Annotated in this window: 9 protein-coding genes; all 9 read left to right on the top strand. The window is 66.9% G+C overall.

Going from position 1 to position 13,412, the window contains the following annotated elements; translation table 11 throughout:
• The 9 genes from ACCQ10_RS09990 to ACCQ10_RS09950 all read left to right on the top strand — a co-directional run bounded on the left by ACCQ10_RS09990 (nucleotide 1) and on the right by ACCQ10_RS09950 (nucleotide 13,291).
• On the top strand, nucleotides 1-783 hold the full coding sequence (locus ACCQ10_RS09990) for a ParA family protein (protein ID WP_003489696.1): 783 nt from the start codon (nucleotides 1-3) through the stop codon (nucleotides 781-783).
• Nucleotides 780-2,075 (top strand): chemotaxis protein CheW, encoded by a 1,296-nt coding sequence (locus ACCQ10_RS09985; protein WP_372362971.1) that lies wholly within the window; start codon nucleotides 780-782, stop codon nucleotides 2,073-2,075. The genes ACCQ10_RS09990 and ACCQ10_RS09985 overlap by 4 nt, the downstream gene beginning before the upstream one ends.
• Nucleotides 2,076-2,172: 97 nt before the next feature.
• A complete protein-coding gene (locus ACCQ10_RS09980; protein WP_039413671.1) occupies nucleotides 2,173-2,481 on the top strand; it encodes an STAS domain-containing protein in 309 nt (102 codons plus the stop codon).
• Nucleotides 2,478-2,843 (top strand): response regulator, encoded by a 366-nt coding sequence (locus ACCQ10_RS09975; protein ID WP_002806565.1) that lies wholly within the window; start codon nucleotides 2,478-2,480, stop codon nucleotides 2,841-2,843. Before ACCQ10_RS09980 ends, ACCQ10_RS09975 begins: the two co-directional genes overlap by 4 nt.
• Nucleotides 2,844-2,876: 33 nt before the next feature.
• A complete protein-coding gene (locus tag ACCQ10_RS09970; protein WP_184557524.1) occupies nucleotides 2,877-4,889 on the top strand; it encodes a chemotaxis protein CheA in 2,013 nt (670 codons plus the stop codon).
• A 244-nt stretch (nucleotides 4,890-5,133) separates the two neighbouring features.
• Nucleotides 5,134-7,398 carry a methyl-accepting chemotaxis protein gene (locus tag ACCQ10_RS09965; protein ID WP_372363093.1) on the top strand — a complete coding sequence of 755 codons (2,265 nt, stop codon included), beginning with the start codon at nucleotides 5,134-5,136 and terminating at the stop codon, nucleotides 7,396-7,398.
• Between the two features lie 304 nt (nucleotides 7,399-7,702).
• Nucleotides 7,703-9,973, top strand: coding sequence for a methyl-accepting chemotaxis protein (locus tag ACCQ10_RS09960; RefSeq protein ID WP_372362970.1), 2,271 nt, complete (start codon nucleotides 7,703-7,705; stop codon nucleotides 9,971-9,973).
• A 297-nt stretch (nucleotides 9,974-10,270) separates the two neighbouring features.
• Complete coding sequence (locus tag ACCQ10_RS09955; protein WP_372362969.1) at nucleotides 10,271-10,804, top strand: hypothetical protein; 534 nt, start codon at nucleotides 10,271-10,273, stop codon at nucleotides 10,802-10,804.
• Nucleotides 10,805-11,113: 309 nt separating this feature from the next.
• Nucleotides 11,114-13,291: a methyl-accepting chemotaxis protein gene (locus ACCQ10_RS09950; RefSeq protein ID WP_372362968.1), complete on the top strand. Its 2,178-nt coding sequence runs from the start codon at nucleotides 11,114-11,116 to the stop codon at nucleotides 13,289-13,291.
• Nucleotides 13,292-13,412: the final 121 nt, after the last annotated feature.

The following is a 13,412-nucleotide window of genomic DNA, read 5'->3' as shown; positions in this document are numbered from 1 at the left end:
ATGCGTATCTGGGCAATCGCCAACCAAAAGGGCGGCGTCGGCAAGACCACCACGACGCTGGCATTGGGTCGCGGCCTGGCCGCGCTCGGCCACCGGGTGTTGTTGATCGACCTCGATCCGCACTCCTCGCTCACCCGCGCGTTCGGCGTGGCGATCGACCCGCCGCCGCGCGGAGTGCTGGACCTGTTCGGCACCCCGCCCAGCGATCTGGCCAGCCTGGCGCACGAAAGCAGCATCCCCGGTCTGTCGTATGTCTGTGCCCAGGCCGCACTGGCCACGCTGGAACGCCGCAGCGCCAACCAGCCCGGCCTGGGCCTGGCATTGCAGAACGCCATGACCCGCCATGCCGGCCAGCACGATTACATCCTGCTCGACTGCCCGCCCACGCTCGGGCTGCTGATGATCAATGCCCTGGCCGCCTGCGACCGCGTGGTGGTGCCGACCCAGGCCGAGCCGCTCGCGCTGCATGGCCTGGCCAGCATGGTGCGCACCGCCGACATGGTGCAGCGTTCGCGCCGCCGCGAGTTGCCGGTGTCGATCCTGCCGACCCTGTTCGACCGCCGCACCCGCGCCGGCACCGAGACGCTCAAGGAAATGCAGGCCACCTACGGCCCGGTCGTCTGGGAAGACGCGGTGCCGGTAGACACCCGAATCTGCAATGCCGCCGCCCTGACCGTGCCCGCCGTTGGCGGCGACTATCAGGGCCGCGGCCTGTCCGCCTATCGCCGCGCGCTGGAATGGGTGCTGGCCGATGACGCGATGCGTATGGAGCAAGCCGCATGAGCAACCACACCGCCAACGGTGAGCTGGACGACTATCTGGAAGGCCTGCTGCACGATGCCGGCGTGGAAGCGCCCGCCGCCGTGGCAGTGGCCGGTGCGGCCGAGCCGCCGGTGATGCTGGCCGCGAGCGACGAAGACACCGTGGCCCTGGCCGACGCACCGGTGGCCATCACCGCCACCCCGGAGGTGATCGCCGCCGACCTGCTGGCCGACATGCATTCGGATCCGGCCTTCGGTGCGCCCGTGGTTGCCGCGCCCAGCGCCGCCGACATCGCCGCCGATTTCCTGGCCGAGATGGACGCCGACCCGGCCTTCGGCCCGCCGGTGGTTGCCGGCCCCAGCGCCGCCGACATCGCCGCCGATTTCCTGGCCGAGATGGATGCCGACCCGGCCTTCGGCCCGCCGGTGATTGCCGGCCCCAGCGCCGCCGACATCGCTGCCGATTTCCTGGCCGAGATGGACGCCGACCCGGCCTTCGGTCCGCCGGTGGTGGCCGGCCCCAGCGCCGCCGACATCGCCGCCGATTTCCTGGCCGAGATGGATGCCGACCCGGCGTTTGCCGAGGCGGCACCCAGCGCGTTCATGAGCACTGCCGATCTGATGGCCGAAATGGATGCCGATCCTGCCTTCGGCGCGCCGAGCTCCGCGGTCGATCTGCTCACTGCCGACCTGCTCGCAGAAATGGATGCCGACCCGGCGTTCGGGCTGGACGCCGCACCCGCCGTTGCACCCACGCCCGCGCCGGCACCCACACCGCGTGCAGCGCCGGCACCGCCGCGCGCCGCACCCGGCCCGGTCTATCCGCAAGGTCTGCAGGCGCTGCTGGCCCCCGGCCAGGCCGATACGATCCAAGCCGAACGCCGCGCCAGCGAACGCAGCACCCGCTGGCTGCGTCTGCGCTGCGGCGAACAGACCTATGCGCTGGAACTGCTGAAGGTGCAGGAAGTGGTACTACCGGTCCCGTTGCTGCCGCTGCGCGGCACGCCCAGCGCGATGCTCGGCATCATGAACCTGCGTGGCCAGGTGGTGCCGGTGATCGACCTGGGCATCCATTTGGGCTCGACGCCGGTGGACATGGACCTGCAAACGCGCGTGGTGGTGCTGGAAGAAAACGGCGAAACCATGGGCCTGCGCGTGTCGGCCGTGGAAGATGTCACCAGCCTGACCGATCAGCAGATCGAGCCGCCGGACAACGCCCGCCTGTGCCGCATTTCCAACAACCTGTTCCGCGGTGTCGCGCGCCTGGGTCATCAGCCGATGATCCTGCTCGATGCCACGCACCTGCTGCATTGATACGCAGCTTGCACAATCTGGCGTGTTGCCGATTCACCGTTAAAGCTTTTCCGCCTTCCGCCGTTAGTACGCATAGAACCATCCGTTCGGAGCAACAATGAGCACAGTGACATTGGGTGAGGATCTCGGCATCGAGACCAGCGCCGACCTCAAGCAGAAGCTTGCCGGATTCCTCACCCAGGACGGCGACCTGGTGCTTGATGCCGGTGAAGTCCGGCGTATCCACACCGCCAGCGTGCAGTTGCTCTGCGCCTTTGTGCAGAGCCGCCGCCAGGCCGGTCTGCACACCGAGTTCGATGGCTGCAACGACACTTTTAGAGATGCGGCACGTCTGCTCGGCGTCACCGACGCACTGGGGCTTTCCGCATCCAATGACAACCTGAAATCTGTGGAGAACGCCGCATGAGCGCACGTATCTTGGTGGTGGACGATTCGGCGTCGATGCGCCAGATGGTCTCTTTCGCCCTCACCTCTGCCGGCTTTGCCGTCGAAGAAGCCGAAGACGGCGCCGTTGCGCTGGGCCGCGCGAAGGGCCAGCGCTTCAATGCGGTGGTCACCGACGTCAACATGCCCAACATGGACGGCATCTCGCTGATTCGCGAGCTGCGCCAGCTGCCGGACTACAAGTTCACCCCGATGCTGATGCTCACCACCGAGTCGGCGGCCGACAAGAAGTCCGAAGGCAAGGCGGCCGGTGCCACCGGCTGGCTGGTCAAGCCGTTCAATCCGGAACAGCTGATCGCCACCGTCCAGAAGGTTCTGGGTTAATTCCTTTTCGCTTCACTTTCGGATTTCACGCCCATGAGCATGGACCTGCAACGTTTCCACGCCACCTTTTTCGAGGAAAGCCGCGAAGGGCTCGATGCGATGGAGGCCGGGCTGCTGTCCCTTGAAGAGGGCAACCGCGACCCGGAAATCATCAACTCGGTGTTCCGTGCCGCGCACTCCATCAAGGGTGGCGCTGCCACGTTCGGGTTCGAGGCCGTGGCCGGCCTGACCCACGTGCTGGAGACGCTGCTGGACGAGTTGCGCTCCAACAAGCGCCAGCTCGAACCCAATGCGGTCGATGCCATGCTCGGCTCGGTTGACGTGCTGCGCGCCCTGCTGCGCGAAGCCGAACACGGCACGCCGGCCGACCCGGCCGCGGTCAAGGCCGTGCACACGCGCCTGAACGCGGTGCTGGCCGGCGAAGCCCCGGCAGCCGCCGCGGTTGCCAAGCCGAAGGAAGAAGAGCCCGAAGCCTGGCACATCGGCTTCACCCCGGCGCCGTCGCTGTTCATGAGCGGCAACGACCCGTTGCGCATCATCCGCGAGCTGGAGCATCTGGGCCCGCTGCAGATCGCCGCACGCCTGGAGCGCATGCCCGGCTTTGAAAACATCGACCCGCTGGAAGCCTATCTGGCATGGGATCTGGGCCTGATCGGCAAGATCCCGCGCAGCAAGATCGAAGACACCTTTGCCTGGGTCGTGGACGACTGCGAGCTGGACATCCGCCCGATGGCGGTGCCCGGCCCGCCGCCGAGCCTGGCCGTGGACGCACCGGCCGCACCGGTGGCCGCCGCCGCTCCGGCGGCTCCGGCCGCTGCCGCCGAGCCGGTGGCCGCGGCTGCCGCAACGCCGGCCAAGGCCGCGGCTGCCGAAGCGGAAAGCTCGATCCGTGTCAGCGTGGACAAGGTCGACGCGCTGATCAACCTGGTCGGCGAACTCGTCATTACCCAGGCCATGCTCAAGCAGGTCTCCACCGGCCTGGACCCGGCGCATGCCGAGCGTCTGTTTGCCGGCCTGGACCTGCTCGAACGCAATACCCGTGACCTGCAGGAAGCGGTCATCGGCGTGCGCATGCTGCCCGTCGATGCGGTGTTCCGTCGCTTCCCGCGGCTGGTGCGCGACCTGTCCAGCCGTCTCGGCAAGCAGGTGCGCCTGCGCACGATCGGCGAAGGCACGGAACTGGACAAGGGCCTGATCGAAAAGATCGCCGACCCGCTCGTCCACCTGGTGCGCAACTCGATCGACCACGGTCTGGAAATGCCCGATGCGCGTCGCGCCTCCGGCAAGGACGAGACCGGCACCATCACGCTGGCGGCCTCGCATCAGGGCGGCCACATCGTGATCGAGGTCAGCGACGACGGCCGTGGCCTCAACCGCGCCAAGATCCTGGAAAAAGCCGCCGAACGCGGCATCGCCGTGCCGGACAACCCGACCGATTCGCAGGTGTGGGACCTGATCTTCGCACCCGGCTTCTCCACCGCCGATGCGGTCACCGACCTGTCCGGGCGTGGCGTGGGCATGGACGTGGTCCGCCGCAACATCCAGGGCCTGGGCGGCGAAGTGCAGCTGGAAAGCAATGCCGGCAGCGGCACCCGCGTGCTGATCCGTCTGCCGCTGACCCTGGCCATCCTGGACGGCATGACCGTGTCGGTGGCTGGCGAAACCCTGATCCTGCCGCTGGCCTATGTGCTCGAAGCCCTGCAGCCGGCCGCCGAAGACATCCGCTCCATGGCCGGCGACGGCCGTGTGTTGCGGGTCCGCGGCGAGTATCTGCCGATCTTGTCGCTCACCAACTACTACGGCTTCGGCGGGCAGCAGTCCTCGCAGGAACCGTTGGTGGTGGTGGTCGAAGGCGATGGCCAGAAAATCGCGCTGGAAGTGGACGAACTGCTCGGCCAGCAACAGGTCGTGGTCAAGAACATCGAAAACAACTACCGCCGCATTCCGGGCGTCTCCGGCGCCACCATCCTCGGCGATGGCCGGGTGTCGCTGATCGTGGACATCGGTGGCCTGGTGCGCTCGCTGAAAGTGCCGCAGGCCGCGTAACGCAACACCCTGCGGCAGGGACGCCGCACTGCAAGGCTCCATGAGACGGCCGCCGAGCGGCCTGACCCGGAGCGATCGCCGGCAGTATGGGGACTGCCGGCATCAGTGACACCCGTCCGGCCCGACACGACCGACGGAGATTCTGGCCCTTTGTCCGGATCTTTCGACTCTGCCATCGTCTTTGGCCCGTCTGGTGACGGGCGCCCACGAGGCCAGTCGTTCTCTGCAACACGAGAAGACCACTATGAACTGGTTCCGCAATCTTGCCGTTGCCCGCAAGCTGGCCGTGGCGTTTTCCTTTACCGCATTGATCACCCTGAGCCTGGGCGTGTTTGCGCTTGCGCGCATGCAGTCGAGCGCGCACCTGTTGCGCGAGATCGGCAATGTATGGGCGCCGGCAGTGCAGCAGCTGAGCGAAATGCGCGCGCTGCTTGGCGAATTCCGCACCTACGAGCTGGCCCAGCTGGCGCACGCCGACGATCCGAAGGCGGTGCAGAATTATTTCGAACGCATGGACAAGGCGCGTGCCGACGTGGACGCCGCGCAGAGCGCCTATGCCAAGACCACCACGCCGGGCAAGGAGGCCGAGCTGTATGGCGAGGTCAAACAGAAGCTGGCCGATTACTACAAGGCCAATGCTGCGCTCAGTGCCGCCGTGCGTGCCGGAGATGTGGTCACCGCAAACAGCGTGTCCGACGAGCAATCGCGGCCGGCGCGGCGCGACCTGTTCGCCAAGCTGGTGGAACTGACCAAGTTCAATACCGCTCACATGAACGATGAGATCGCCTCGGCCGAGGCCACCTATCAGCGCTCAGTCAAGGTGATGATTGCAGCAATGGCGCTGGCAGTCCTGCTGGCCGCCTCTGCCGGCTGGTTCATCGCCCGCAGCATCGCCGGCCCGCTCGGCCGTGCGACCCGCGTGGCCGGTGCCATCGCCCAGGGCAAGCTGGATAACATCATCCAGGTCGATAGCCGCGACGAAGCCGGGCAATTGCTGCACAGCATGCAGGGCATGCAGCAGCAGTTGCAGGCCGTGCTGACCGCCCAGTCGGAGATGGCGCAACGCCATGACGCCGGGCAGATCAGCTACCGCATGGATCCGCAGGCATTTCCCGGCGATTTCGGCACGATGGTGCACGACACCAACAGCCTGGTCGGCGCGCACGTGACCCTGCAGACCAGTCTGGCGCAGATCATGTCGCGCTATGCCATCGGCGACCTGAGCCAGGACATGCAGCGCCTGCCCGGCGAAAAGGCCGTGCTCAGCGACACCATGGACACCGTCAAGGCGAACCTTTCGGCGATGAACCGCGAGATCAAGACGCTGGCGCAGGCCGCCGCCAACGGCGATTTCAGCGTGCGCGGCGATGCGCAGCGCTTCCAGTACGATTTCCACGCCATGGTGGACAGCCTCAATCAGCTGATGGCCACCGCCGATGCCAACCTGGCCTCGCTATCCAAGGTGCTGCAGGCCATTGCCGCCGGCGATCTGAGCGAGCGCATGCACGGCCAGTTCCATGGCGTGTTCGCGCAGATGCGCGACGATGCCAATGCCACCACCGAACAGCTCTCGAGCATCGTCGGGCGCATCCAGCACGCCACCACCTCGATCAATACCGCCGCCAGCGAAATCGCCGCCGGCAACCAGGATCTGTCGCAGCGCACCGAGCAGCAGGCGGCCAACCTGGAAGAAACCGCCGCCTCGATGGAAGAGCTCACCTCCACTGTCAAACAGAATGCCGAGCATGCACGCCAGGCGAACCAGTTGGCGATCGGCGCGGCGTCGGTCGCCTCGCAGGGCGGCAGCGTGGTGGCGCAGGTGGTGACCACCATGTCCGGGATCGAGGTCTCTTCGAAGAAGATCGCCGAGATCATCAGCGTGATCGACGGCATCGCGTTCCAGACGAACATCCTGGCCTTGAACGCGGCGGTGGAAGCCGCGCGTGCCGGCGAACAGGGGCGTGGGTTTGCGGTGGTGGCCTCGGAGGTGCGCACGCTGGCGCAGCGCAGCGCCGGCGCCGCGAAGGAGATCAAGCACCTGATCGACGATTCGGTGAGCAAGGTGACCGAAGGCTCGGTGCTGGTGGACCAGGCCGGCAAGACCATGGCCGACATCGTGGCCAGCGTGCAACGCGTCACCGACATCATGGGCGAGATCTCCGCCGCCTCGCAGGAGCAGTCCGCAGGCATCGAGCAGGTCAACCTCACCGTGACCCAGATGGATGAAGCCACCCAGCAGAACGCGGCGCTGGTGGAAGAAGCCACCGCGGCCGCACGCGCAATGGAAGAACAGGCCGGCCAGCTGTCCGACGCGGTGGCGATCTTCAAGCTTCAGCCCACCGCCGCCGTGACGACGGCAGCAACCCGCCCCGCTCCGTCGCCGGTCAAGGCCGTCAAAAAGCCCGCCGACAAGCATGCCTCGGCCGCCACGCCGACAGCCGCCATGCGTCCGGCGCGCCCGGCCCTGGCAGCAGCTGCCAACGGCGACACCAGCTGGCACGAGTTCTGACGCCCGCGCCCGCCTCGGCGGCCATTGCAGCCTTCACGATCAAGCCCCGGCAGCGATGCCGGGGCTTGATGGTTTCTGCGGGGGATGCAGTGACCCACCCGTCCATCACCACGCGTGCCGATCATCGACGCCGCACACCTCGCCGGGCGCGGCCTACGCTCGCGCCATGTGTACCGCTGCAGCGCCGACTGCGCTCGCCACACGACTGAACGCGAGCATGCTGCAGTGCAGCATCAGGACTTAAGAATTCAGGCTAGCGCACGCTACCGGTGTATCTCTTTCCCACCCTCCCCAAGAGAACACCATGACATTCCTGCATTCCCTGACCGTCGGGCGACGCCTGGCGTTGGCATTCGCGTTGCTGATCGTGCTGCTGGCCGGCTCCACCACCCTGGCCTTGCACGAATTCAAGACCGTCAAGAACCAGGTCTCCATCATCATCGAGGTCAACAACCGCAAGGCCGCGTTGCTCAACCAGATGCGTGAAAGCAACATGCTTGGCGAGCGCTACATGCGCGACTTCATGCTGGCGACGCCGCAGCAGTTGCCCGCCGTCGATGCCCAGCTCAAGGCCAACCGCACGCATTACGCGCAGCTATGGGAGGCGCTCAAGCAGCTGCCCACCGACGCCGACGGCATGCGCGCACGCCAGGCCATCGAAGACAGCCTGACCGCGGCGCGCGCCACCAATAATCGCCTGCTCGGCATGGTGCGCGAGGGCAACCTGGACGGTGCCAAGCAACTGTTGAGCGGCCAGGCGCAACCGTTGCTGGAACGCCGCTCCAAGGCGATTGCCGCAGCGGTGCAACTGCAGAACCAGCAGAATGCCGCCGGTGCCGACACCATCCTGAGCAGCGTCGCGCTGGCCAACCGTGCCCTGATTGCGTTCGGCCTGGTGTCCGCTGGCCTGGCGGCCGCACTGGCGTGGCTGATCTCGCGCAGCCTGGTACGCCCGCTCCGGCAGGCCACGCAGGTCGCCGAGGCGATCGCACACGGTGAACTGGACAACCCGATCGGCCCGCAACCCGGCGATGAGCCTGGTCAATTATTGACCAGCATGCGCGGCATGCAGGATCAGCTCAAGGCCGTGGCCGCCGCACAGCAGGAAATGGCACGCCGGCACGAGGCAGGCCAGCTCAGCTTCCGCATGGACCAGGACGCCTTCCCCGGCGAATACGGCAGCATGGTGCGCGACACCAACGCCCTGGTCGAATCGCACATTGCAGTGAAGATGCGGCTGGCGCAGATCATGTCGCGCTACGCCATTGGTGACCTGAGCCAGGACATGGACCGCCTGCCCGGCGAAAAGGCCGTGCTCAGCGACACCATGGATGCGGTCAAGCGCAATCTTTCGGCAATGAACGACGAAATCAAGCTGCTGGCGCAGGCCGCGGCCAATGGCGATTTCAGCGTACGCGGCGATACGCAGCGCTTTCAGCACGATTTTCTGGCGATGGTGCAGAGCCTCAACCAGCTGATGGCCACCGCCGACGGCAATCTGGGTGCGTTGTCCAAGGTGCTGCAGGCCATTGCCGGCGGCGACCTGACCGAGCGCATGCACGGCCAGTTCCATGGCGTGTTCGCGCAGATGCGCGATGACGCCAACGCCACCACCGAGCAGTTGTCCGGCATCGTCGGACGCATCCAGCACGCCACCGCTTCGATCAACACTGCGGCGGGCGAAATTGCCGCCGGCAACAACGATCTGTCGCAACGCACCGAACAGCAGGCCGCCAACCTGGAAGAAACCGCTGCCTCGATGGAAGAGCTCACCTCCACCGTCAGGCAGAATGCCGAAGGTGCCCGCCAGGCCAACCAGCTCGCCATTGGCGCCGCCGCCGTCGCCTCGCAGGGCGGCGCCGTGGTCGACAAGGTCGTGGCGACCATGGCCGACATCGAGATCTCGTCCAGGAAGATCGCCGACATCATCAGCGTGATCGACGGCATCGCCTTCCAGACCAACATCCTGGCCTTGAACGCGGCGGTGGAAGCGGCGCGCGCCGGCGACCAGGGCCGCGGCTTTGCGGTGGTGGCCTCGGAAGTGCGCACCTTGGCGCAGCGCAGCGCCGGCGCCGCGAAAGAGATCAAACACCTGATCGACGACTCGGTCGGCAAGGTGGCCGAAGGCGCGGCGCTGGTGGACCAGGCCGGCACCACCATGAGCGAGATCGTGGCCAGCGTGCAACGCGTCACCGACATCATGGGCGAGATCTCCGCCGCCTCGCAGGAGCAGTCGGCCGGCATCGAGCAGGTCAACCTCACCGTCACTCAGATGGATGAAGCCACCCAGCAGAACGCCGCGCTGGTGGAAGAAGCCACGGCGGCCGCGCGGGCGATGGAGGAACAGGCCGGCCAGCTGGCCGATGCCGTGTCGATCTTCAAGACCCACCCCGGCGCAACGCAGCCGGCGGCGACGCACCGCCCTGCCCCGCGACACCTGGCAAGCGTCGCCTCGGCGGTCGCTCCCCGGCAGCCCGGTTCTGCGACGGCCAGGCCTGCAGCCAGATCCGCCACGGCGCAGCGGCCGGCCTTGGCAGTCGCTGCCGACGACGATGCGAGCTGGCGCGAGTTTTAAGTCCACGGCTGCTGAACCCCTCTCCCCCAGGAGAGGGGTTAAGGTGAAGGTACCGCCCGACGCAACAGCGCCAGACAGCGCACAACCCGGCGCTTCACGATCCGTCGAAACGCCCCGGCCACCCCCGGGGCGTTCTGCTGTCCGGCCACAGGACCCCATCGCCGCGCATTTCACCCGACCACCAATTCACCACGCTGCAGTGCCGTTGGTCGAAAGGTGATCAAGCACACGCGTCTGCGGCCGATACACATGGCACTGAGGGCCGCATCGCCCGCGCATCGTTGAAGGACGTCCCGCATGCACACCGCCAATCCCATCCGCTCTGCCCGCAACGTGCTGGGCGCCGTGTTTGCCGTTGCCGTGCTGGCCGCGGGCGTGTCGTTGCCGCCCTCCTTCGCCGCGCCGGCCGCCCCGGTGTCCGTCTTGCTCGACAACGTGCCGGTCACCGCACTGCAGTCGCTTGCCGTGGACCTGGTGCAGCTGCGCAACGATCAGCGTGCCCAGCTGGCCGCAGCGCAGGACCCGGCGCGCGTGCAGGCCTACGACGAGCGGCTGGGCAAGCTGCGCCAACGCATCGCACGCCATGCGGGCTATTTCCAGGCCAGCGCGCCGCAGGGCGAACAGGCGCGCCAGTTTGCAGCGGTGCAGCAGCAACTGGGCCAGTATCTGGCGCAGCACCGCCAGGCCAATCGCGCCCTGCATGACGGCGATCTGCACGACGCCCAGGCGCTGGCGCTGGGCCATGCCGGCGACACCCGCCAGCTGCTGTGGACCGAACTGCAGAACCTGCAGGCCTCGATCACCCCCGTCGGCGCGTCGCCGCGGCACTGAGCTCGCCCGGTGCGCGGCCAGGCGGCCGCCACCCTGCATCGCTGTCTGCCAGCCCCCACGCTGCGCATGCCATGCGCTCTGTCCTGCAGAGCGAGGTGTGCGATGTGCGGTGCGGCTTGCGGTACGCCGCGCGTGAGTGCGTGTATCGGCGCGGGGCATCGCGTCGGTCGAACGCTCGACCGCCCGGATGGCGCTGAAATCGGCTGTGCACCGCGCTAGCACAAACAGCGTCACGCGGTGCTCAACATTTTTCCCACTGGGTCGCTATTCGATTTATCCCGGTCACAATTCCTTCGCTGGATACCTGTCATGACGTTCAAGAGCTCGCTCGCAAAGACGTTGGCCAATGTGCCGCTCAAGCGCAAATTCCTCGCCCAGACGGCGCTGGTTGCGCTGGGCATCATCATCCTGGCCGTGATCGCGGCACGCATGCAGTACGTGGATCTCACCGACACCCGTCGCGATGGCCTCAAGAGCCAGATCGAGATGGCGATCGCGGTAGTCAATGGCTATGCCGAGCGCGCGCAAAAGGGCGAGATGGACGTGGACGCCGCCAAGAAGGCCGCGCTGCACACCTTGTCGACCATGCGTGCACGCGGTGGTGTGGATTACATCTATGTCACCGACCAGGCGCCGGTGATGCTGATGCACCCCACCCGTCCGGATCTGGATGGCAAGCCGCTCAACGACGTGCTCAGCCCCGACGGCAAGCGCATCTTTCCCGCGTTCGTGACCGCCGCGCAGGCCGGCGGCGGCTATGTCGATTACACCTGGGCCAAGCCCGGGCAGAAGGACCCGGTGCAGAAGACCTCCTATGCGGCGCTGTACAAGCCGTGGGGCTGGGTGATCGGCACCGGTGTCTACCTGGACGACACCCAGTCGCAGGCGCTGGCCTTCACCGGCATCGTGACGCTGGCCGGTGCCGTGCTGGTGCTGCTCAACCTGCTGGTGGGCTGGATGATCGGCAATTCGATCCTGGAGCCGGTCTCGCGTGCCCTGGCAGCGATCAAGGGCGTGGCGCGCGGCGACCTGAGCGTGCGTACCGCCGAGCATGGCAATGACGAAATCGGCCAGATGCTCAAGGCCACCGACGACATGGTGCACACCCTGGAACGCTTCTCCGCGCAAACCAAGGTGATGGTGCACATGCACGCCGGCGACGACGTCACCCACCGCATGCCGACCGACTTCCCGGGCGTCTACGGCGAACTGGCGGCCGGCATCAACACCATGATCTTCGAGCACCTGGATGCCATCGTCGATGCCATCGGCATCCTCAACGAATACGCGCAGGGCGACCTGTCGCGCGACGCCGCGCGTCTGCCGGGTACGCGTGCGGTGCTGCACGAAGCCATGGATGCGGCCAAGGCCAGCCTGCTGGCGATCAATAACGAGATCAAGCGTCTGGCACAGGCCGCCGCCAACGGCGATTTCAGCCAACGTGGCGATGCCGCGCGCTTCAAGCACGATTCGGCGCGCATGATCAACGACCTCAACGCCATGATGGAGGTCAGCGACCGCAATCTGGGCAAGCTGTCCGAGCTGCTGGCCGCACTGGCCGAGGGCGACCTGACCGCACGCATGGACGGTGAGTTCCATGGCGTGTTCGCGCGCATGCGTGACGATGCCAATACCACCGCCACCCAGCTGGCCGGCATCGTCGGGCGCATCCAGCAGGCCGCCGCCTCCATCACCGGTTCGGCCAGCGAGATCGCTTCCGGCAACAACGACCTGTCCCAGCGCACCGAGCAGCAGGCCGCCAACCTGGAAGAAACCGCCGCCTCGATGGAAGAGCTCACCTCCACCGTCAAGCAGAACGCCGAAAGCGCGCGCCAGGCCAACCAGCTGGCGATCGGTGCCGCCGGCGTGGCCTCGCAGGGCGGCCAGGTGGTGAGCCAGGTGGTGGAGACCATGTCCGGCATCGAACACTCTTCGAAGAAGATCGCCGAGATCATCAGCGTCATCGACGGCATCGCGTTCCAGACCAATATCCTGGCGCTCAACGCCGCGGTGGAAGCGGCACGCGCCGGCGAACAGGGGCGTGGGTTTGCGGTGGTGGCCTCGGAAGTACGCACCCTGGCGCAGCGCTCTGCCGGTGCGGCCAAGGAGATCAAGCACCTGATCGACGATTCGGTCGGCAAGGTCGCGCAGGGCTCGGCGCTGGTGGACCAGGCCGGCAAGACCATGGCCGAGATCGTGTCCTCGGTGCAACGCGTCACCGACATCATGAGCGAGATCTCGGCCGCTTCGCAGGAACAGTCCGCCGGCATCGAGCAGGTCAATCTCACCGTCACCCAGATGGATGAGAGCACCCAGCAGAACGCCGCACTGGTGGAAGAAGCCACCGCCGCGGCCAATGCGATGCAGCAGCAGGCGCAGCAACTGGACGATGCGGTGTCGATCTTCCGGGTGGTGGCGACAACCGCCAGCTCCCACGGCAGTGTGGGTGCGCGCGCACCCAAGCGCGTGGCGCTGGCCGCCTACTAGCCGCGGCCGACGGGTGTCGTGCGCGTGAGCTCCAGTGGGTGCGCACCGCGCGCCCGGATGGCAGCCGGCGCGCGCCCTGCCGGGTTGTGATCGCAGCCGCATCTGCCCGGCGGTCGAACAG

This window comes from Xanthomonas sp. NCPPB 1325, from assembly GCF_041477645.2.
GTDB lineage: Bacteria > Pseudomonadota > Gammaproteobacteria > Xanthomonadales > Xanthomonadaceae > Xanthomonas > Xanthomonas cannabis.
This window is presented reverse-complemented; position numbering and strand designations above follow the sequence as displayed.